19 protein-coding genes are annotated in these 21709 nt (G+C 36.0%); 11 read left to right on the forward strand and 8 right to left on the reverse strand.

The window, feature by feature from the left end; all coding sequences use genetic code 11:
- Positions 1 to 133 precede the first annotated feature (133 nt).
- Complete coding sequence (locus tag ACM46_RS07055; RefSeq protein WP_048505932.1) at positions 134 to 1534, forward strand: TlpA disulfide reductase family protein; 1401 nt, start codon at positions 134 to 136, stop codon at positions 1532 to 1534.
- 317 nt (positions 1535 to 1851) lie between these two features.
- Here ACM46_RS07055 and ACM46_RS07060 read toward each other — a convergent pair whose 3' ends face one another.
- From ACM46_RS07060 to ACM46_RS07090, 7 genes are all read right to left on the reverse strand, one after another.
- A complete protein-coding gene (locus ACM46_RS07060) occupies positions 1852 to 3273 on the reverse strand; it encodes a RagB/SusD family nutrient uptake outer membrane protein (protein ID WP_048505933.1) in 1422 nt (473 codons plus the stop codon).
- Positions 3274 to 3450: 177 nt separating this feature from the next.
- Positions 3451 to 6186, reverse strand: a complete 2736-nt coding sequence (locus ACM46_RS07065; protein ID WP_048505934.1) for a SusC/RagA family TonB-linked outer membrane protein — start codon at positions 6184 to 6186, stop codon at positions 3451 to 3453.
- 533 nt (positions 6187 to 6719) lie between these two features.
- Entirely contained in the window at positions 6720 to 7262 is a 543-nt protein-coding gene (gene rimM, locus ACM46_RS07070) for a ribosome maturation factor RimM (RefSeq protein WP_048505935.1), read from the reverse strand.
- A gap of 11 nt (positions 7263 to 7273) precedes the next feature.
- A complete protein-coding gene (locus ACM46_RS07075; RefSeq protein WP_048505936.1) occupies positions 7274 to 7840 on the reverse strand; it encodes a 30S ribosomal protein S16 in 567 nt (188 codons plus the stop codon).
- A gap of 142 nt (positions 7841 to 7982) precedes the next feature.
- Positions 7983 to 8495, reverse strand: coding sequence for a nitroreductase family protein (locus ACM46_RS07080; RefSeq protein WP_048505937.1), 513 nt, complete (start codon positions 8493 to 8495; stop codon positions 7983 to 7985).
- Between the two features lie 175 nt (positions 8496 to 8670).
- Positions 8671 to 9120, reverse strand: coding sequence for a hypothetical protein (locus tag ACM46_RS07085; RefSeq protein ID WP_048505938.1), 450 nt, complete (start codon positions 9118 to 9120; stop codon positions 8671 to 8673).
- 160 nt (positions 9121 to 9280) lie between these two features.
- Positions 9281 to 9811, reverse strand: a complete 531-nt coding sequence (locus tag ACM46_RS07090) for an SRPBCC family protein (RefSeq protein ID WP_048505939.1) — start codon at positions 9809 to 9811, stop codon at positions 9281 to 9283.
- A gap of 276 nt (positions 9812 to 10087) precedes the next feature.
- On the opposite strand from ACM46_RS07090, the gene ACM46_RS07095 reads away from it, so the two are divergent.
- From ACM46_RS07095 to ACM46_RS07140, 10 genes are all read left to right on the forward strand, one after another.
- Complete coding sequence (locus ACM46_RS07095; protein ID WP_048505940.1) at positions 10088 to 12127, forward strand: M3 family metallopeptidase; 2040 nt, start codon at positions 10088 to 10090, stop codon at positions 12125 to 12127.
- 390 nt (positions 12128 to 12517) lie between these two features.
- Entirely contained in the window at positions 12518 to 13315 is a 798-nt protein-coding gene (locus tag ACM46_RS07100; RefSeq protein WP_131707554.1) for a hypothetical protein, read from the forward strand.
- A 96-nt stretch (positions 13316 to 13411) separates the two neighbouring features.
- Positions 13412 to 13837 carry a hypothetical protein gene (locus ACM46_RS07105; protein WP_048505942.1) on the forward strand — a complete coding sequence of 142 codons (426 nt, stop codon included), beginning with the start codon at positions 13412 to 13414 and terminating at the stop codon, positions 13835 to 13837.
- A gap of 43 nt (positions 13838 to 13880) precedes the next feature.
- On the forward strand, positions 13881 to 14441 hold the full coding sequence (locus ACM46_RS07110) for a hypothetical protein (RefSeq protein ID WP_048505943.1): 561 nt from the start codon (positions 13881 to 13883) through the stop codon (positions 14439 to 14441).
- A 58-nt stretch (positions 14442 to 14499) separates the two neighbouring features.
- On the forward strand, positions 14500 to 15639 hold the full coding sequence (locus ACM46_RS07115; protein WP_048505944.1) for a lactonase family protein: 1140 nt from the start codon (positions 14500 to 14502) through the stop codon (positions 15637 to 15639).
- A 147-nt stretch (positions 15640 to 15786) separates the two neighbouring features.
- Positions 15787 to 16500 (forward strand): hypothetical protein, encoded by a 714-nt coding sequence (locus ACM46_RS07120; RefSeq protein ID WP_048505945.1) that lies wholly within the window; start codon positions 15787 to 15789, stop codon positions 16498 to 16500.
- Between the two features lie 180 nt (positions 16501 to 16680).
- Positions 16681 to 16881 (forward strand): YqaE/Pmp3 family membrane protein, encoded by a 201-nt coding sequence (locus ACM46_RS07125; RefSeq protein WP_048505946.1) that lies wholly within the window; start codon positions 16681 to 16683, stop codon positions 16879 to 16881.
- 141 nt (positions 16882 to 17022) lie between these two features.
- Positions 17023 to 18312, forward strand: a complete 1290-nt coding sequence (locus tag ACM46_RS07130) for a serine hydrolase domain-containing protein (protein ID WP_048505947.1) — start codon at positions 17023 to 17025, stop codon at positions 18310 to 18312.
- Positions 18313 to 18470: 158 nt separating this feature from the next.
- On the forward strand, positions 18471 to 19547 hold the full coding sequence (locus tag ACM46_RS07135) for a serine hydrolase domain-containing protein (protein WP_048505948.1): 1077 nt from the start codon (positions 18471 to 18473) through the stop codon (positions 19545 to 19547).
- 8 nt (positions 19548 to 19555) lie between these two features.
- Positions 19556 to 20008 (forward strand): hypothetical protein, encoded by a 453-nt coding sequence (locus tag ACM46_RS07140; protein ID WP_131707555.1) that lies wholly within the window; start codon positions 19556 to 19558, stop codon positions 20006 to 20008.
- 282 nt (positions 20009 to 20290) lie between these two features.
- Here the strand turns inward: ACM46_RS07140 and ACM46_RS07145 are convergent, their stop codons facing one another.
- On the reverse strand, positions 20291 to 21709 hold the full coding sequence (locus tag ACM46_RS07145) for an MFS transporter (RefSeq protein ID WP_048505950.1): 1419 nt from the start codon (positions 21707 to 21709) through the stop codon (positions 20291 to 20293).

A 21709-nucleotide genomic window follows, 5' to 3' on the forward strand; every position in this document is an offset into this window, starting at 1 on the left:
CAAAACATCAATAATGAATAGTGAATAGTGAATAATGCTACAGTGAATGTTTAAAATAAAAAATCTGCATATTTTTATTTTTCTAAATATATATTGGAGTTTTTTATACATTTACAGATTAAAACTCCAAATTATGATCTTATTCAAAAAAACAAACCTACTTATTCTATTAGTAGGATTTCTTGTTATTAGCTGTAAACGCAATGACAATACCTCAATTACCTTAAACGGACAGATAAAAGGGATTTCTGCCAAAGAACTTTATCTGGGTTCTTATTATTTAGCTGTACCTGATACAATTACCGTAGACAAAGCCGGTGGTTTCGAAAAAAAATTACCCATAAAAACAGCAGGATTCTTCAGCCTGAGATATAAAAATCAGGAAGACAGGTTCGTTGTATATCTTGAACCGGGAAAAAAAAGCCATATTGCTCTGGATGCCGAGAATAATAAAGTAACAGTAACCGGGGATCTTGCTGAGGAAAATAAACTGTATGAAGAATTAAAAATAGGAAATGACAGCCTTTCTAAACAATTTGAGACCCAATACGCTAAATTAGATGAAGCTGCTTTTTTAAGTAAAATGAAAGCTTTTGAGGATTCACAAAATAAGCTGATTAATACATTTTCCAAAAATAAAAAGCTCAATCCCGATTTCCTAGCCTTATTGCATCAGGATGTTTTCTATACTTCACTTGAATGGAAGCAGCATTATCCTTTCTACCATACTCCTCCTGATGTAGAGGTAGATGTGGATAAGTTAAAAGATTATTATGCTGCATTAGATAAAGGCATTAAGGAAGATACGGCTTTACTTAAACTAAGTTCTTACAGGGAAGCTATCAACAGAAAGATTAATATTGACTTATCCCGAAAAGCAAATAAAGATAAAGACAAGGAGCTGGATCCTGATCTCAGATATATCAATGCTATAAAAACCAACATCAAGTCTCCTCAAATACAGGCCGGAGTTTCTTATGATTTCGTATCAGCACTTTTAAGCATGGTCAAAGACAAGTCTAAAATGCTCGAAATATACAAAAGCTTTGGCATTAAAGACGGAAAATTGAAAGAACTGGAAAGACTGTATGCAGACCTTAAAAAAACAGATCCCGGAAATGCAGCTCCAGCATTCTCTTATAAAGATATTGACGGTAAAGCACACAGCTTAGCAGATTTTAAAGGAAAAGTAGTTTACATTGATGTATGGGCTACCTGGTGTAGCCCCTGTAAAGATGAAATTCCCCATTTAAAAAAGTTAGAACAGGACTTCGCAGGTAAAAACATTGAATTTATAAGCATTTCACTTGATAAGGATCTTGAAAAATGGAAAACCTATGTCACAAAAAACCATCTTGAAGGGGTACAGCTTCATGCTGATGGTGAGTTCGATTCAAAAATAGCTAAGGATTATCAAATCCGTGGAATTCCCCGATTTATTTTGATCGGAAAAGACGGTAAGATCATTAACAGTACCGTAGAAAGGCCATCTGATAAGAAAATAAAAGAAATATTAGATAAAGCATTGGTGTAAGCCAACCTGAATTCAGGTTTTAGGGTCTGGGATTCGTGATGTGGGATACGGGTTTGAGAGTCGGAGAATTTTAGCGTTTGAGAGCTGCTGAAAATGATAAGTTATAAATCATGAGTGATTTTATGCGTAGCTTGGAATTGGAGGACTTTCACATTTTACTTGCGTAGCAAAACTGGCCTTTGACTTTTCTCTAAGTATCTGGTTCAGTATCAAAAAATAAAGCAAAATTCCAGGTTAGAATTTTGCTTTATTTTTTTTTGAATACTTACTCCTTTTTTAAAAAAGAAAAATATGACTTTTCTATGATCCGCCTATTTCTATTTTCCATTATTTACAAATGGATCGATATAAGGATTAGCGTCGATTTCACGTTGTGGAATTTTTAAGAAAAACCTTTTATCATCCGGAGTCAGATTTATAACAACTCTATGGTTGGGTGTTCTATTGATTCCTCTTCTCAATCTTTTAGCATCAAACCACTCAATTCCATTTTCTCCATAGAGTTCTTTTCTTCTTTCTACAAGAATCTCCTCCAATAATGCAGGGCCTGCATTACCAGACAGGATGGCTTCAGGATCTCTGTTTTTTTGTAAGGCAAATAATAAATTGTGAGCCTCACTCATTTTCCCTTGATGGTATAAAGCTTCTGCTTCTATTAAAATCATTTCCGGATATCTTATTAACGGCATATCTGATCCTAATTCATACTTAAATTTGGTTGTTGTATAAGATCTCCAGTCATTTTCAGACATCTTTGTAAATAATTTTCTTACATCGGTGTTAGAAAACAGACTGATAAAATTACTGTTTACATAAGTTGATTTTGAACTTATTGGCGAGACGAAATCCATAAAAGCAAATGGAGCTGCCCCTAGATCTGTGTTCTGTTCATCACTTTGGATTAATCCCCAAAGCCATTCTGTGGCATCGGCATCATTAAATCCCTCCTTATATTGGCTGGCATTTAAAACAGCCGAAGGATCACCTCCATAGGCATTATGAGCTGCCTGTTCTGCTTTAACCCAGTCACCTGTCACCTGATATACCTGTGCCTGAATAGCATAGGCAACAGATTTGTTCAAATAAGATTTATTTATTCTGTTATTGGAGCTTAAATTAACGGCATTATCTAAATCAGAGAGTATAAACTGATACACTTCTTTCATGGTAGATAATGGTCTTCCTGTTAAAGAAGGTTCTTTATAAATAGGAACAGCTCCCAGATCCGGGTTGTATGAGTAAGTATTTTGAAATTCTAAGCTCAACTGGAAGTAGCAGAAAGCTCTAAATGCATAGCCTTGTCCCAGAAAATCATTTCTTTCCTGTTGTGTTAAGTCTGCTTTACTGGTTTTGACTCCTTCAATGAATAGGGTCAACCGGTTCGCTAGCTGATAAAAAAATGTCCAGGTGAAAACAGGTCTTGAATGAGCAGGCTCTCTATCATTATATTGATAATCATCATTAAATAAGCCTCCTGAATTGGCCTGTATAAAATCATTTCCTTTTATTGTTCTTGCAAAGAAAACAGTACTAAGATTGTACACTGAAACGTACTGAAATGGGCCTCTTGCATTTCTTATTATTCCTGACATCACAGCATTGATTGCCTCTTTGGAATCAAATGCCACTTGTTCAGTAATTAAATCTGTAGGTTGTGGAGCGTTCAAAAACTCATTAGAACATCCTGTTATTCCTAAGGATGATATAATTAAAGCGATTATTAAAATTATTTTTTTCATATTAATTTAGTTTTATAAAAATTAAAATCCGGCTTTGAATCCAAATGATATTGTTTTAGGAATGTACCTCATATCTTCTAGTTTGATATAAGACTGTTCAGGATCAATTCCTTTATGAGATTGCCATGTCCAATAATTATCTGCCTGAATATACAGTCTCAAATAACCAATCCCTAGTTATGCAGTAAAGTTTCCAGGAATAGTATACCCTATGGTAATTGCTTTTAGTCTTATATAATCATTCTTAAATAACCATCTGGTTGACTGGCTATTAAAATCATGCTGAGTTGAAAGTAAAATCGGGATATCCGTTACATCTCCCGGTTTCTGCCATCTTCCATCTATATCTGCAGAAATTTGATTTCCTGGATTTTCAGCCACAAGCAGATCGGCATAATTCATATCTAAAATGTATGATCCAAAACTGAAGTTAAACAAGAAATTAAAGTCAAAAGATTTAAATTTAATATTATTAGAAAATCCTCCCTGGATATCTGGTAATGAAGATTTTCCGTTATAATATCTGGTAGCCTCAGCATATTTTTTAGTTGTTTCTTTACCTATAATATTCCCGTTGTTATCCAGCGTATCTTTATACCACATCATGAAGCCGTCATTCGGATCTACCCCGGCATATTCCGGAATCCAAAAGTCATATAAACTCTTTCCAACTTCCCATCTTTTAGAATCGCTGATAAAGCTTCCTCCTTTCAATTCTTTTATCTTATTCCGGTCAAATGAAAAATTCAGATTGGAGGTCCATGTCAGATTATTATTTTTAATATTCGTAGAATTGATTCCAAATTCCCATCCATGATTTTCAATTTTTCCGGTATTAAGAATAATACTTGAAAATCCAACAGAAAGAGGAAGAGGCCCAGGATATAAGAGATCTATAGAGGATCTTTTATAATAATCAACAGTTACATTGATTCTCTTAAAAAGCTCAAAATCAGTCCCTATATCCAAAGATGCTGTTTTTTCCCAGGTTAATCGAGGAAAACGGGTGTTTTCTAAATATATCCCTGGCTGATCCAGATTAGAATACCCGGTATTATACCCATTGATATAGGGAAAATACAATTGAGAGAGTCCAAATGGTCCTAATGTTCCGTTATTTCCCAATTCCCCATAAGAACCTCTGAATTTTAGATATGTGACCCATTTATTTTCAAAAAAATTTTCTTTAGATGCAAGCCAGCTCCCTCCGATCGAATAAAAATCTCCCCATCTGGTTTCAGAAGAAAACCGTGAAGAGCCATCTTTTCTATAAGAGCCTTCAATAAAATATTTATTCTTATAATTATAGGCCAGTCTGCCTAAAGCAGAAACAATTCTGTCTTCAGATAAATTTCCGGAAATCTTATAAGGTTTCGTTGAGCCTGAATGATAATAGACTCCCGGAAGAAATCCTACAGAACTTGATTCGACAAATGAATTGCTCAACTGATAAGACTCAAAAACCGCATCAAGGTTCAGATGGTGGTTTCCAAATGCTTTTTGATAATTTAAAATATTAGATACATTGATAGTTTGCGTTGTAGCTGTGTTGGTAGATACCTGCCCGCCCATACTAGCAGAATATCCATATAAACTATTATAATAAGCATAATCATTATAATTAAAAAGCTGGTACCCTACTTGTAATTTATTTTTAAGTCCTTTAAAAATATCCGCTTCAATATATCCGGTTAGATTAACATCATATCTTTTACTATTGGCTTTGTTGTTATACAGATCACCCACCACGTTACTATTATTCAAAGCAGGTCTGTTCTGGTTTTGACCGCTTCCATTAGCACCATAATCATAAATTGGAGCGCCATTATTGTCTAATATCAAGCCTCCATTTTCGTTTCTTCTGTAAACAGGATAAATATTGGCCAGGCTATAAATCGATAACATAACCCACCCTTTTTGGTCGTCCTGAGAGGTTAATGCAAAAGATGTATTCACCCCGGCTCTTAACCAGTCTTTAATTTTGGATTCCAGATTCAGCCTTGTTGTAAATCTTTTGAAGTTAAAAGTTTTTGTCAAAGTTTCCTGATCTAAGTAATCGGTTGAAAAAAAATAATTTGTACGATCACCTCCTCCTTGTAAGCTCAGGCTATAATTATTTCTTGATGCTGATTGGTTTAAAAGCTCTTTTTTCCAATCTGTGTCCCAGAGAAGCCTGGCTCCCGGAACAACCTTACCATCCAAACCAACAGGATTATTGACATTATAGGGATTGTAATTTAAACTAGAAACCAAATTATTAGTAGCATTAGCAGCAGCAGTGGAAGGGCTGTTTCCCTCAACTATACTTGAATTCTTTAACGCCTCCCAATAGAGTTCCATGTATTTTTCAGCACCCACAAATTTGTGTATTCCCACTGCTGTAGAAGAAAATCCTGTTTGTGCTGAAAATTCCAGTTTAGGAGGTTGTGAATTCTTTCCTTTTTTAGTATTGATTAAAATGACTCCATTTGCAGCCCTCGAACCATATAAAGAGGTAGATGAAGCATCTTTTAATACATTGATAGATTCCACCTGATCCTGGCTTATCGAACTTATATACCCATTATAGGGTACACCATCTAAAATAATTAAAGGATTGGTAGTAGCATTGATTGATCCTGTCCCTCTGATCTTAATTACTGGATTTTCTCCAGGATCCGTAGAATTAATCACTTGCACACCGGGGACGCTTCCTTGAATAGCCGAAGTAACAGCCGTTAACTGCTGGTTTTCCAACACTTTATTGTCAACAACCGAAACAGAACCTACGAGGCTTTCTTTTTTTTGCTTTCCGAATGCCATTACAATCACTTCGTCTATTTTAGTAATTGTGGTGTCTTTCTTAGTTTTTTGAGCGAAAGCAAATTGCTCAAAAAGCACTAAAGTTCCAAGACTTAATACTTTTAATTTCATATTTAAAACAGTATTTTTTATGTAGAAACAAAAGTATCATAAAGCTAAAAAAAACAAAAAATATAATCAGCTGTAAAACAATCATTTATACTATGTTTTTCATAAGAAAAAAAAATTATGTTTAATGAAAAGAAATGAATTATGTTAAATAAATATTAAAAATCACAAAAAAGGGATTTATAAAAATATATTATTCAAAATGAAAATAAAATTCAAAATAAATAAAATTAATACAAAAACATAAAAATATTCATTAAAAATAATAAACATCAATAATATAATAGCTTTTTCAATAAATAATACATATTACATAAATTAATTATTTTAATGCTAAGAATATTAAAAAACAACAAGTATATCGAAGGCTATAACCGGAGAAAAATATACAATAAATCTATAGTCCATGCATGGGCTAAATAGTATAGAATACTTTTTAACAGCCATAAACAATGGTGAATTGAATAGTGAATAGTGAATAGTAAAAGGTAACCCGAGTAGGTAGATTTACTTTTTTATATTCTGCGTTGAGAAAACTATTCGTCTTTTTTGGAGGAAACCAGAAAAACATCAATAAGTCCTTCCGGAAGTTGCATTTTAATGAATCTTTTTTCTCTGTTTACTTCCAGGATCCAATCTTTGATGATAGGAATCACGACTTCTTTTCCGTCCAGATTGGTTACGAAATAGTTTTGGGCGGTCTGATCATTGACAGATCTTATCACGCCACATTCATTATCATTTTCATCAAGAATATCGAAACCGATAATCTCGTGATAATAGAACTGCTTACCGGAAAGTTTCGGAAGTGTAGCCAGCGGCAAATAGACACTTTTCCCTAAAGATTGGTCTACGAGTGCCTCAGAAGAATTTTTAAAAGCAAGGTTCAGAGCATCATTTTTGCTCCATGATGATTTGGCAATAAAAAATGGAACCAATAATCCGTTGATTTCAACGAATATTGATTCCAATTTATTGTAAAGCTCGGGTTGATCGGTATCCAATTTAAGGATAACATTTCCCGCAAGGCCATGTCTGCGTGTGATTTTTCCTAATAAATAGCAATCTTCTTTACGCATCCAGGTATGTTTTAAGCTTCAGTGTTTTCTTCAGTTTCAGCAGCAGGAGCTTCTCCTTCTGTAGCTTCAGCAACAACCTCTTCAGCAGGTGCGTTGGCAGCTTCTTCAGCAGCTTTAGCATCAGCCTCAGCTTGTGCAGCAGCAGCGATTCTAGCTTCGTTTACTTTAACTTCAGCTTCTAAAGCAGCTTTCTTAGCGTCAGCTTGAGCTTTAGATAAACCTTCTACTTTACCTTGTACTTTTTGTTCTTTAGACTCTACCCAAGCATTGAATCTTTTTTCAGCTTCAGCTTCATCAAAAGCTCCTTTAGCTACACCACCTTGTAAGTGTTTTTTGTAAAGGGCACCTTTGTAAGAAAGAATTGCTCTTGCAGTATCAGTTGGCTGAGCACCGTTGTTTAACCACTTTACAGCAGAATCAACGTTCAAATCGATAGTTGCAGGGTTAGTAATTGGGTTGTAAGTTCCTAGTTTTTCGATGAATCTACCATCTCTTCTTGCTCTAGAATCTGCAACCACGATGTGGAAGAAAGGCTTACCTTTTTTACCGTGTCTTTGTAATCTGATTTTTACTGACATAATGTTGTGAATTTTATGGGAACTCGTCCCAGTTAAATATTTAAGAGTGCAAAGATAATACTTTTTCCGATATCTTGAAACGATGATCTGATAATTTGATGTTTTTTTTCATCACTTCTCTCTAAATATTCAGATTCAGCGACTAATCTACTGTTCCCATGTAGAAAAGTCCCAAACATTTTTGGTTTTCTTCAATAGTTAAAGATTCTTTAAGGTGATTCACAATAGCCGGAGAGCTCCAGTATGAGCCTACCTTATTGGCTGTACAGGTAAGATACATATTCTGTACGGCCATAGAAACAGCTGCAATTTCTTCCCATTCAGGGACCATTCCGCTGAAATTGACCACAATAGAAATTACAGCATCTGCTTTATTAATTTTAAAACCGATGTCCTGGTATTTTTTCTCCAGAAAAGTCTGCTCAGATTGTGTTGCTTTATAAATAGCCTGCATTTCCAAAGCTAATGTAGCTTTTTCTTCTCCTCTGAACACTTTAAAACGCCACGGCTTGGTACGTTTATGATTCGGGGCCAGAGTTGCTGAATGCAGTATTTCGTCTATGATTTCAGGAGCTATTTCGTTCTCAGAGTAATCTTTCGGAAAGATGCTCCTTCTCTGTTCTATGATTTCTTTTAAAATTTCCGCTTTATTCATCCTGTAAATTTACAACATGAATCCGAATCGTTTAAATTAATTATTCCTGAATTTTTCATTAAACGCAGAATGTGTTTTTTTGAATTCCTGAGTTTCATGTATCTTTTCCTCACCTCGTATCCCGCAACTCGTATCAAACACCCACACCCCGAATCTCGCATCCGGAACCTCATCATCAAAGCACCTCTACAATCTTCTGATGGATATTATTCAAAGTAAAAGCATCCCCGGATTTCATCCCCATCATTTTTTTGGCCATCGGGCTTTCCGGAGAAATGGCGTAAAAGCGATCATTCTCGAAGAAAAATTCTCCCAATGAAACCGAAATATAAAACCTGGCTTTGTTCGTAATCACCAGAGAACCCAGCTGAATTTTCTCGGTAGGTGTATTGAGCACTTTAGACATATTCCGTTTAAGATCATTCAAAGCACCCAACTGACGCTGCATCTGGTAGATCTCTTCCTGCATCTCTTCTCTCATGCTGTCATATTTCGGAGTCTTTTTAATATCACGGCTTGCTTCCAGGGTAAATTCTATGAAGTTTTTAAGTTTTTCTATTTTCTCAGAAATTACGGTTTTTACATAATCTCTTATGTCACTCTTCACAAATACGGTCTTCTCCATACATCTAATCTTTACATAAAGATAATCATTTTTTAAAATAATAACTGATATTTCATTTCTTCATAAAAACAGACCATACTATCTCTGCACAATTACTTCATGAGTGTATTGACATAGAAACAATAAAAAAGCCTTGCAGCAATACAAGGCTTTTATTTTTTTATTTTTCAGCAACTTTTTTGAGGTCTCCCAGTCCCTGATCAAACATCTTTTTCATATTCATGTCCATCATAGGTTTCATAATCTTCATCATTGTATTCAGTTCATTGTCCAGCGCCCAGGTTACTTTTGTTCCGCTTCCTTCAGGTGTTAAAACAAAAGTGGCCACAGCATCTCCTTCAAACGGCTTGATGAAATGAAGCTTGGTAATCATTTTTTCATTAGGGACAAGTTCTGTTATAGACTGTTCGCCCTCTCCTACTTCGTCATTTCCTTTCCAATGGTAAGAATCGCCCACTTTGTCGCCTGCACCGGAATAGGTGATCACGATATCTTTGTCAGCTTTGGAAAAAGGGTCCCATACATTATAGGCCTTTAAAGAACCTACATTCTGCCATACCTTTTCTTTAGGCGCATTAATGACTACCGACTGTTCAAAATGGTATTTTTTGTCGAAAGCAAACATGGCGATCAGAACGTAAAGTGCAGCTAAAATAATGATGGCTACAAGAATTTTAAAGAATGTTTTCATAGTTTTGATATTTTTGAGTTGTTTGTTTAATTTTTTTTAAGCCATAAAAACCCTGTAAGTAAGATCAATCTTATCTGTCCGATCTTTTATATACCGGCCTTTCGTGACTTTCTGTTTTCAAAAGTAGTCATTCCACCCCCGTTCACTCTTTCCATATGACAAGATTATTAAAGATAAAGCATTTTTGTCACATCTTGATATAGGGGCATTATTTTTGAACATATCAGCTACGATTCCCCGTGAATCCTTACATTTACCTTATTTAAAAATCGAAAAATGAATATTTTAACAGAAAAATTTACGACACCATATCATTCAGCTCCTTTCAACGCTATTAAAAATGAAGATTTTCTTCCTGCATTTAAAGAACTGATTAAAAAATCGGAAGAAGAAATCAATAGCATTGTCAGCAATACTGAAGCCCCTACCTTTCAAAATGTCATTGAGGCATTGGCTTACTCAGGGGAACAACTGGATGTGGTTTCTAATATTTTTTTCAATCTGAATTCTGCGGAAACCAGCGATGAGATTCAAAAAATCGCCCAGGAAGTTTCTCCGCTGCTGACTGAATATTCTTCAAAAATTTCTCAAAACGAAGCTTTATTCAGCAAGATCAAAAAAGTATACGACGAAAAAGAAAAATATACTCTTAATGAAGAGCAGGAAATGCTGTTGAATGAGACTTATAAAGGTTTTGTGAGAAGCGGTGCCCTTCTGAATCAGGAAGAGAAAGAAAAATTACAGAAGATCAATATGGATCTTTCTTTAAAATCTCTGCAATTCGGACAGAATGTGCTAGCCTCAACAAATGCTTATTTCAAATCTATCACCAACAAAGAAGATTTGGCAGGAATTCCGGATGCCATTCTTGACCAGTATGCGGAAGAAGCAAAGGAAAGAGGGCTGGAAGGCTGGGTAATTACACTACAGTACCCAAGCTATATTCCTTTTATGACCTACGCTGAAAACCGTGAACTGAGAAAGGAAATTGCTCTGGCAAGCGGCAGAAAATCTTTTGACGGCGGTGAATTCGATAATCAGGAACTGATCAAAGAGCTTCTGAATCTAAAGCAGCAGAAAGCTGAATTATTGGGCTATCAGAACTATGCGGATTATGTACTGGAAGAAAGAATGGCCAAATCTCCGGTGAAGGTTTTTGACTTCTTAAACGAGCTTTTAACGAAAGCAAAACCTTATGCAGAAAAGGAAATTGAAGAACTTAAATCACTGGCCAAAGCTGACGGAATTGATGAATTGCAGGGCTATGACCATGCTTTCTATGCAGAAAAGCTCCGTAAGCTGAAATATGATTTTAATGATGAAGAGCTGAAACCTTATTTCCCATTGGATCAGGTGCAGGATGCTGTTTTCGGATTGGCAGGAAAACTTTTCGGACTTCGTTTTGAAGAAAGAAATGATATTCCCAAATACCATGAAGATGTAAAAGTGTATGAAGTTTTTGAGTCCGGAAAAGGATCATCAGAAGAACATTTCAAAGCTTTACTGTATGTGGATTATTTCCCTAGAAAAGGCAAAAGAGCGGGTGCCTGGATGACCAGCTACAAAAATCAGTATCAGCAGAACGGTGAAAATTCCCGTCCGCATATTTCTATTGTCTGTAATTTCAGCAAACCTACAAAAGACACACCTAGTTTACTGACTTTCCAAGAGGTAACCACATTATTCCACGAATTCGGGCATGCGCTTCACGGAATGCTGGCTGAAACCCAGTATCCAAGTCTTTCCGGAACTTCTGTAAAGTGGGATTTCGTAGAACTTCCGTCACAGTTTCTTGAAAATTTCTGCTACGAGCCTGAATTTTTAAAAACTTTTGCAAAACATTATAAAACCGGAGAAGTGCTTCCTGATGAAAAGATTGAAAAAATAGAACAGTCTAAAAATTTCATGGAAGGTTACCAGACGATGAGACAGCTTGGCTTCGGACTTCTGGATATGAATTACCATACCAAAGTTGCAGAGCTTGATGGTGAAAGTGTAAAAGGATTTGAGGATAAGTATACAAAAGCAACCTCGCTTTATCCGGTCAATCCTGAAACGGCGATGAGTCCTAGTTTTTCCCATATTTTCCAGGGTGGCTATTCTGCAGGGTATTATTCTTATAAATGGGCGGAGGTTCTGGATGCAGATGCCTTCCAGTATTTTAAGGAAACCGGAATTTTCAATCCTGAAACGGCAGCCAAATACAAAGTCCTGCTTTCTTCAGGCGGAACCAAAGACCCGATGGAGCTGTATAAAAGCTTCAGAGGAAGTGAGCCGAAGGTGGAAAGTTTATTGAAAAGGGCATTCGGATCATAAATATATTAAATGAGGTTAAAAACTATTATTAGCCTCAAGTATCCTTGTCAAGGTTTTGAACCTTGACAAGGATATTTTCTCAGAAACCATAAAAAATAAAACTCAGGTTAATCATATAAAGAACAGTCAGTGGCTGTTCTTTTTTTATTCTGTCGATAATTTCAAAAAAAGCAAACCCTATTTCCTTATTCGAAAATGGGTAAAAAAGCAAGACAGGAAATCGGTTATAAAACTTTTGTAAGCATTGAACAGGGATTAAATAGCATGAAAAAGTAAGCCTGCGGAAAAAATACCGAAGTTTTAACGAATAAATCAACGGATTTTCAACGGATCTGATGGATGTAATGCGTACATTTGGGCATCAACACTCCATTGACAAACCCAGTGCTTATGAAAAAACAACGTTCCTTTCTAACATTGATGAATATTAAAGTCTATCTCATTTTAGGTTCACTGATCTTTTCGTCCTGCCAATCGCAGGATAGCCAATTTGTTGATTTGGAAAAAATATCAGACCGCTTCGATGTCTCCGCATTTTTCCGGGACAAACTAAAAAAGACTCAGGAAACCATTTCAAAAGATCCTAAAAAGCTGGATAAGAAAGCGGCCTTAGATCTGCTGAATCAGCCTTTTTTCGAGAAGGATACTTTAGGCTATTATTCATCCGAAGGAAGGTTTCCAACAGAACTGTATTTAGACTCAAATCATGACTGGATGACCAGAAATAAAAAACCTACAGATCTGTTCGGCTACGAATACAGAACGGTAGCATGGAGTGAAGAAAAAGATACCTTAGCCATGCTCAACAAAGTATCTTTTCCGAAAATAAATATGACGGAAGACCGAAATGGAAATCTGGCGTATCTCAAGGTAGAAAAAGCCTCAAAAAATAAAGAGGATTTTAATAGAATACAAGATTACGTCAAAAGAAACTGTAAGGAACTGCATATTGATGAAGACGAGCCCGGCGTGACGTATTGGGAAAATAACACATCCTACTACAGCCTTTCCAAAGTAGAAAGGAAAGAAGAAGAAATTTCATCCTATGATGTGAAGGGAAATAAGGATTCTAAATGGGTGAACATCACTGAAATCAGTCTGATTATTTATCAAAAATCCTACATCAAAGAAATGGAAAAACTGAATATATACTCACCGGGAAAAATATTCTGGAAAAAGCCGCTTTAATTTTGAAACTCAGCCACAGTACTGCAAAAAACCAGTATAAATGGTAATCTCCAATAAAAAATGGTCATCCATTAAGCCCCAGAATTTATACTTCACATGACTACACAGGAACAAATCCAGGAATATATTTCCAGCCAGCCCGAACCCAAGCGTATTGATATGCAGAATCTCCACCAGATCATTCTGGACATGATGCCAGACTGTACATTATGGTTTCTGGACGGCAAAAACGATGAAAACAAAACGGTTTCCAATCCCAATATCGGCTATGGATTTCAAACCATTGAATATGCTGACGGGAAAACCAGAGACTTTTATCAAATTGGTATCAGTGCGAATACTTCCGGAATTTCGGTATACATTCTAAGCATTAAAGATAAGACCTATTTATCTGAAACATATGGAGAAAAAATAGGTAAGGCAAGCGTTACGGGATATTGTATTAAACTCAAAAAACTGAAAGACATCAACACGGATATACTGCAAGCCGCTATACGGGATGGTTTTGAAGCAAAAAATTAAAAATGAGATGATGAACTACCTATTATCAAAGACTTATCCATCAATGAAATTCAAAATTCTGGCACTTACTTTGTCCCTGTTTTTATTGAACTGTTCAAAAGAGAAGAGTAAAAGCAAACGGTTGCCGTTTTCTGTTGATAAAAATCTGAAGAACAATCCGGTTTTCAAAAAAATGGAATCTGAAAACGAAATTCAGATGGGGATTGATTCGGAACCTCCCAAAAGCAAAAAGACAACCCAACTTATTTTCAATATAAGCAGTGAGTACATTTGTGAACCTGTATTCTGGAAGAACACGGATACCCTCAACGTCAATATTGTCAATCATTCCGGATTCTCTTCCGGAGGTTTCAATATACAGATTCATGACGGTACCTATGAAGTTTCTCCTTATCATATAAGTGACGATCTAGCAGATAATGAAAAGTCTTCCACTTTTAAAAATCCAAAACAAAAGCTGATCCTCAATCAAGCAGTATACAGACCTAATGACAGCATTTACGGCTATGTAGAATTTGAAAAAACAGAATATGATTCGTATGGAAACATTATCCCACACAAAGGAAAAGGGTATTTCAGAGGTAAAATTGAATATGTAAAATAACACATTAAAATCTTCCTCAATCTTTAGAAACAAAATAATTTATTGTCCTAAAACCTTTATGAAAATTACCGGAGCATTTAAAAGAATACTCAGCATCATCACTATTATTTTAGCATCTATCTCTATTTATTCCCAAAATACATACGTCTTCGTTGGCTCATTTAACCGGGATAAAGCAACGGAGGGAATTTATGTGTATCAACTGGATACCATCAAAGGAAAATTATCCAAAGTAACTTCTCTGAAAGGGATTCTGAATCCTTCATTTCTGACCCTATCGCCCAATGGACAGTATATTTTTGCGTGTACGGAAAGCAAAACGCCCAATGCCGGAAGTGTCAGCAGTTTTAAATTCAACCCAAAAGATGAGACGCTTACTTTTATCAACAGTCAGAAAAGCGGTGGTGAAAACCCGGTTTATGTAAGTGTTCACCAAAATGGAAAATGGCTGGTGAATGCCAATTATAAGGAAGGCAGTGCTTCCATATACCCTATTGATGATGACGGAACCATACAGCCTGCGGTACAGAATTTCCAGTTTTCAGAAGGAAGCGTCAATAAAGACAGGCAGGACAGATCCCATGTTCATGCTGCTGTTTTTTCACCGGATTCCGATCATTTGTTTCTAACAGATCTTGGGGCGGATAAAATCAGGTCTTATACTTTTGATAGTGATAAGACGGAGCCTGCACAAGCGGCAAAACAACCTTACATCCAGTCTGTTTTAGGAAGCGGTCCACGACATCTTACTTTTCATCCCAATGGAAAATATGCTTATTGTATTGAAGAATTGTCCGGGACGGTTAATGCTTATCAGTATGAAAATGCTACACTGAAAAGCATCCAGAGAGTGAATACCCATACGGACCAATACAAAGATAATTTTGAAAGTTCGGACATTCACATTTCGCCGGACGGGAAGTTTCTTTATGCTGCTAATCGTGGTGGGGAAAATAATATAGCCATTTTCTCAATCCTTGAAGACGGAACTTTAAAGAATGTTGGTTATCAGTCAACTCTTGGGAAACATTCAAGGGTATTTGATATTGATGAGACGGGTAAGTTTTTGATTGTTGCCCATGCAGGCAGCGGAAATCTTGTTGTATTCAAGCGAGATCCTCAAACCGGATTATTAAAAAAGACAGGCAACAAAGTGAAAGTTAAAAGTGCTTCCAGTGTGAAAATCAGGAGATATTGATTTTAAATTATCTGCATAAAACAAAGATTGGCCAAAAGCTATTTATTGTCAATGATATTTTTTAATTTAGATACTATTCGCAAAACGAAACAGAAATAAAAGCCAGAATAGAAATAAATCTCTCCCAATAACCAATCTATTGTTCCTATGACTGAAAAATTCAAGAAAATATCAGACACCTTTTTTACGGTTTTAGGAGGAATTTTGGTTGGAGGAGGGATCATATTTCTCGTCTTTATAGAAAACCCGGTCAGGTATTTTTTCTATACAGTACTTCTGGTAGCGGCCACTAATTTTAAGAACTTCCGGAATTTCAAAATTGATTTTAAAAAAGCAGCGAGAGGTTTTCTGATCACAACCGCTGTGATTTATCTTTCTTTAATTACCGTATTATCTGTTTCTCCATTTCTGAAAATTATGGAATTCAAATGGTCCCATTCGGATTGGAAACCCGTGAATGCTCAAACAATACAGCCATTTACTTCCTGGGACACAGGATATAAGCGGAAAGGAAATTCTTTCGTCAATATTGATTACGAATATCAGTTTAGCGGAACAACGTATAAAAATTCGGAATCTGAAGCTTTATACCAATATTATCCGTTTTGGAACAGAGAAACCAGTCAGGACCTCGTTAAGGAATTTTCAAAATCGGTTTCGGAAAAAATACAGAAAAGGGATTATCTTATCCTTACAAACCCTGATCAGCCGGAAAAAAGTAAATTATTTTTATCTACCGATTTACTTTATTTTCAGGGTTCGTTATTTTATGATGCTGTGACAGGTTTCGCAGCACTCATCCTGATCTTTTTAGCAATTATCGGGGCTGTTTTTATGTGGCCACGGAAAAGAAGGAAGTAAATAAATAACCCGGCTCTAAAAAGCTGACTTTTATCTGACTTGAAACAGTATTTTTAATAATTTTGATCTTGTCATTACAACAATCTGCCACACACCAGATGAAAACGTTGTAACATTTTGGAAAAAGTTGCTGACTTATTGAAAGAATCCAATAAAAACATCATCTAAAAACAATACAATATGCTTTTAGCCATCTTACTTCCTTTTCTGTCTTTTATGGTCCGTGGAAAGATTCTTACCGGAATCGTCTGTCTTATTTTACAGATTACAGTGATAGGCTGGCTTCCTGCTGCCATCTGGGCCGCTTTATCTTTAAACAATGCAAGAGCAGACCGACGTAATGAAAAGCTGATCCGGGCGGTGAAACAAAATCAAAGATAAACCGTTGTTTGCTGCTTTATAAAAACTAATCTATTTATCCGGTTTCCCAATAAAAAATCTCCTCAAGTTATTGGAATGTAACTTTTTGGCAAAAAAAAGAACTCATTATAAGCCATATTATTTCTGCCAAATCGTAAACCTATGAAACATTTAGTCTTTATTTTAATCTTGATTTTTTCAGTAGATCTTTCTGCTCAGAAAAATACCGGAAAACATGCAAAAGAACTGGACAAATATTTTACTGCATTAACGGATCTGGGGAAGTTTAACGGAAATGTGCTTGTGTCACAAGATGGACAAATCCTTTTGGATCAAAGCTATAATATTCTGGGAAAAGCCAACGATTTGAACGTCAACCAAAAAAGTACATTCATTATTGCATCAGTCTCTAAGGTTTTTATAAAATATGGAATCCTGAAGCTGGCAGAACAGGGAAAAATTAAATTATCAGATCATCTCAATACGTTTATTCCTGATTTCCCAGCCGGCAACAAAATTTCAGTGGAAAATTTACTGTATCATCAGTCCGGTCTTCCACGAGAAATTAAGGATTATGAAAAATATGAAAGCCTGAGTCTGGAAAAAACCATTGAACTGGCCAAAGCAGAAAAGCTACAGTTTGAACCCGGGACCAATACACTTTATTCCAATGTAGGGTACTTCATTCTTCATTATATCATTGATAAATCTGCTGAAAAGGGTTACCAACACTTCATTGAAAATGAGATTATAAAAAAATACCAACTCAAAAATACGGGAGAATTCAATTCTGCCCATTCGCTATCCAATTTTGCTTACGGGTTTGATCGTGAGGCAGGAAAAATAATACCGATCTCCCAGACCAGTATTAACAGGTTTGAAACGGGTAATTACTATTCCACAACCGCTGATCTTTATTCTTTCAGTAAAAAGCTTCTTTCAGGGGAAAATATGAAGAAGGAACAGGCGCTGAAAATGTTTAAAGACGGTCTTCTTATTCAGGCTGGCGGAAGGCCGGGCTACAGAGCCTATTATTATCAGAACTTAAAATCTAAAATCACTTTTATTTTTACCAGTAATTTTAGTGACATGCCTTTTCAGAAAGTGACAGAAGATGTAATCAGTCTTTTGGAAGACAAACCCTACACTGTTCCTAAAGAAATTAATAAAAAGGCAATAACAGTTTCTGATGATATTTTGAAAAAGTATACCGGACAGTTTACGCTAGATCTTGATCAATCCCAGACATTCACGGTCACTTTAGAAAATCATTTTCTTTACATTACAGATAAAGGTGGAGAAAAAACAAAAATTTACCCTGAATCAGAAACTTCTTTTTTCGATACTCCGGATTCTGAAGACAGTTATACATTTTCCTTGCAAAGCAACGGAACATATGCTCTCACCATTATTTCAACAGGCATTCCCCTAAAAACTACCCGGACAAAATAAGTCATAAAACATTACCGGAAATTGCAAGACAGACAGTAACTTCCAGCCTCTCTCTTCCATTTCCCTGCCCTTCTTAGATTATTTTTTTTTACCAATCACTACAAAGTATAACATAGTAATAATAAATATTTATATCTTTGCATAACAAAATAATAATTATGATTACTCAAAAAACTTCTGTTGCACTGTTATCTATACTCTTTTTTTGCTGTGTTATCAATGCTCAGTCTTATGAAAAGAAAATGGACAGTTTAATTAAAACCGAATTTAATGATCCCGCCGGACCCGGAGGCGTATTTATGGTTTCTCATAAAGGAAAGAATATGTACCGGAAAGCTTTCGGAAAAGCCAATCTTGAACTGGATGCGGCAATGACTCCTGAAAATGTTTTTCAGATCGGATCCATGACCAAACAATTTACGGCAGTTGCCATCCTTATGCTGGAACAACAGGGAAAGCTCAATGTAAACGATCCTATTTCAAAATACATCAAAGATTATCCCTCTGGCGATAAAATAACGATTCATCAATTGCTGACCCATACTTCGGGGATCAAAGATTTTACAAAAATGAAAACCATATCCACCATCGCCCAGAAAGAAATGAAACCGGAAATGATGGTTGATTTTTTCAAAAATGAGCCTGTCGATTTTTCGCCGGGAGACAAATTTGAATACAATAATTCCGGATATGTGGTATTGGGCTACATCATTGAACTGGCTTCCGGACAGACTTATGAAGATTTCATCAAAAAGAATATATTTGAAAAAGCAGGAATGAGCCACTCTTATTATGCTACTGACCGTCAAATTATTCCCAAGAGAGCCTATGGATACCACCAGAAAGAACATGGATTTGTTAATAAAACAGTGATTAGTTTCAGTGTTCCCTTCTCATCCGGTTCTTTAATGTCAACAGCAGATGATATGTTAAAATGGCAGAAGGCTCTGAACCAAAATACCCTTCTTAATCCGGCGGAAACCCAAAAAGCTTTCCGGAAGTATCCATTAAATAACGGAGAAGAATTCAACTACGGTTACGGATGGCACCTGAAAGACATCAATGGAATTCCGGACAGGGAACATGGCGGAAGTATTTTTGGATTTAAAAGTATGGGTGTTTATATTCCAAGCGAAGATATTTACGTTATAGGATTGAGCAACTGCGACTGCCACTCTCCTACAGAAATTGTCAGAAAGTTGGCGAAGATCACATTGGAATCCGTAAAAAAATAATACAGGGAATGAAAATTATAACGCCAAAGGAACGAGCTTTTGAGTTCAGACCGTATGCCGAAATGTGGCAAAGCCTGGAGAATACATCAGAGGTGGGTCTGTCTGAAACCGACAGAACTCCTGTTTTCGCATTTGAAGATTATTTTTACAAAGAATATTCTGGTTCCATAGATTTTGAAGCGTCTCTCGCGCAATTCATTGATCTTTATATTGATAACCGGCAAAGCATTATTACTGAAACGAAAAAAGCTGTTGATCCTCTTATAGAACATAATCATGACTTCGGCCGTAAAGAAATGAATTACATCAATTATTATGTTGAAATTTCAAATCTTAACTCTTATGAATTCAAAATTCATTTTGTATTTATGCACGGCTATGTTTATTATGAGGTTTCGTATCGTTTCCTGTCACCTGAGAATTATCTTATTACAAAAATAGAACGTATTTTAACCAATTAGTTTTTTAATGTGGAAGTTGCTGAAGCTTTTCAGGAATGTATTTTTGGAAAAACGCAAAGGCGCAATTGATCTAAAAAATACGTTTTTAAGGCGCGAAGATTTTATCTCTGATAAAATTGAATACAGGCTATTTCGGAGTAAACTCTTAGCTGAAAATCTTTGATTTTCTTGCGCCTTAAATAATTATATAGCTTAAAGAAACTCTGGAAACAGTAATAGAACAGCATTTGAAATAGTATTGAATTTCAAAAATTAATAACTTACATCTCTCATCTATTACTCCTAAGATTCAAAAACTTTCCGTTTTGTAATGGGAAGGGTATGCTCCGGAATTTTTGCAATAGAAAATAGCACCACAAAAAGACAGATCATATTGACAGCTAATGCCACAGAAAACGCATGATGATAATTTTGGGGTGAAGGTTTTACTCCCAGAGTGTAATAAAAAACACTTCCTACCAAGATAATTCCAACAATGGCTGCTGCCTGCTGAAACGTATTGTACACTCCGGAAGCATTTCCTGCAAGCGTCTGTGGCAACCCGGAAAGAGCAATATTGGCCAACGAGGGAATAATAGATCCCACTCCTAATCCGTGAAAAAAAAGCAAAAGACACAACACAAAAAAGGGAGTTTCCTTATCAAATAAAATGATCTGCAGAATCAGAACAGTCATAATCAACACTAATCCGGTCATTAAAAAACGTTTACCATATCTCAAAATACACTTCGCAGAAAACACAGAAGCCAGAATAAAACCGATCCCTTGAAAAACAATAATTTCTCCTGCTGCCATTGTGCCAATCTGCAACCCATCCTGGAAAAAAAGGGAGAGAATATAGAAGTAAGAATCCAGCATAATAAAGAAAAAGGAAACAGCCAGTATTCCAACATTGAAATTTTTATGGCTGAATAAAGTGAAATCCATCAGATAAGATTTTCCTCGCTTTACCCTTATCTTTTGATTTTTGACAAAATAGATTAACAGAAGGATTGAAATTATGGTCAATGCTATATTTTTGATTTGAATTCCCTGATGTTCAGACATGGTAAGTGAATAGGTAAAACAGAAAAGTCCGGCAGCCAGAATAATCACTCCAAAGAAGTCAAATCTTTTTTTTTCTGCCGAAACTTTAGATTCATTCAATATTTTTTTACTGAAAAACAACGCTGGCAGACCTATCGGAATATTGATCAGAAAAATAAGCCGCCATGATTCTTCCATCCAGGTTACAGATGAAAAATATCCTCCCAAAAACTGCCCCAAAACAGTTCCTAATCCAATGGTTATTCCGTACCAGCCCATTGCCTTTGCCCGTTCTTCATGGGCTGCAAAGAGAATCTGTATCATCGACAGGACCTGAGGAGACATCATCGCCGCACTGATTCCCTGAATGAACCGGGAAACAACAAGCAGGGCTGCTCCGGATGAAATTCCACAGGCCACTGAACTCAGTATAAAAAAAGTGAGTCCGGTCATGAAAACCTTTTTCCTTCCGTACAGATCTCCCAGCCTTCCGCCGGTAATCAGAAACGAAGCAAATCCAATAAGATAGGAAGCAATCATCAGCTGCATTTTGCCATTGGAAGCCGAAAGATCACGCTGAATGGAAGGAATGGACACATTAATAATGAAAATATCCATGATTGTAAGGAATTGACCGGACAATATCACCATCAATTTCAAGTATTTATCATTCAT

This window comes from Chryseobacterium angstadtii, from assembly GCF_001045465.1.
Classification (GTDB): domain Bacteria; phylum Bacteroidota; class Bacteroidia; order Flavobacteriales; family Weeksellaceae; genus Chryseobacterium; species Chryseobacterium angstadtii.

Bases quoted from the DNA above. Each gene is read 5' to 3' on its own strand.
- ACM46_RS07140 (WP_131707555.1), top strand. From the start codon at position 19,556: ATGAAAATTATAACGCCAAAGGAACGAGCTTTTGAGTTCAGACCGTAT.
- ACM46_RS07130 (WP_048505947.1), top strand. From the start codon at position 17,023: ATGAAACATTTAGTCTTTATTTTAATCTTGATTTTTTCAGTAGATCTT.
- ACM46_RS07065 (WP_048505934.1), bottom strand. From the start codon at position 6,186: ATGAAATTAAAAGTATTAAGTCTTGGAACTTTAGTGCTTTTTGAGCAA.
- ACM46_RS07105 (WP_048505942.1), top strand. From the start codon at position 13,412: ATGACTACACAGGAACAAATCCAGGAATATATTTCCAGCCAGCCCGAA.
- ACM46_RS07115 (WP_048505944.1), top strand. From the start codon at position 14,500: ATGAAAATTACCGGAGCATTTAAAAGAATACTCAGCATCATCACTATT.
- ACM46_RS07075 (WP_048505936.1), bottom strand. From the start codon at position 7,840: ATGTCAGTAAAAATCAGATTACAAAGACACGGTAAAAAAGGTAAGCCT.
- rimM (WP_048505935.1), bottom strand. From the start codon at position 7,262: ATGCGTAAAGAAGATTGCTATTTATTAGGAAAAATCACACGCAGACAT.
- ACM46_RS07055 (WP_048505932.1), top strand. From the start codon at position 134: ATGATCTTATTCAAAAAAACAAACCTACTTATTCTATTAGTAGGATTT.
- ACM46_RS07095 (WP_048505940.1), top strand. From the start codon at position 10,088: ATGAATATTTTAACAGAAAAATTTACGACACCATATCATTCAGCTCCT.
- ACM46_RS07125 (WP_048505946.1), top strand. From the start codon at position 16,681: ATGCTTTTAGCCATCTTACTTCCTTTTCTGTCTTTTATGGTCCGTGGA.
- ACM46_RS07100 (WP_131707554.1), top strand. From the start codon at position 12,518: ATGAAAAAACAACGTTCCTTTCTAACATTGATGAATATTAAAGTCTAT.
- ACM46_RS07120 (WP_048505945.1), top strand. From the start codon at position 15,787: ATGACTGAAAAATTCAAGAAAATATCAGACACCTTTTTTACGGTTTTA.
- ACM46_RS07090 (WP_048505939.1), bottom strand. From the start codon at position 9,811: ATGAAAACATTCTTTAAAATTCTTGTAGCCATCATTATTTTAGCTGCA.
- ACM46_RS07110 (WP_048505943.1), top strand. From the start codon at position 13,881: ATGAAATTCAAAATTCTGGCACTTACTTTGTCCCTGTTTTTATTGAAC.
- ACM46_RS07145 (WP_048505950.1), bottom strand. From the start codon at position 21,709: ATGAATGATAAATACTTGAAATTGATGGTGATATTGTCCGGTCAATTC.
- ACM46_RS07135 (WP_048505948.1), top strand. From the start codon at position 18,471: ATGATTACTCAAAAAACTTCTGTTGCACTGTTATCTATACTCTTTTTT.
- ACM46_RS07080 (WP_048505937.1), bottom strand. From the start codon at position 8,495: ATGAATAAAGCGGAAATTTTAAAAGAAATCATAGAACAGAGAAGGAGC.
- ACM46_RS07060 (WP_048505933.1), bottom strand. From the start codon at position 3,273: ATGAAAAAAATAATTTTAATAATCGCTTTAATTATATCATCCTTAGGA.
- ACM46_RS07085 (WP_048505938.1), bottom strand. From the start codon at position 9,120: ATGGAGAAGACCGTATTTGTGAAGAGTGACATAAGAGATTATGTAAAA.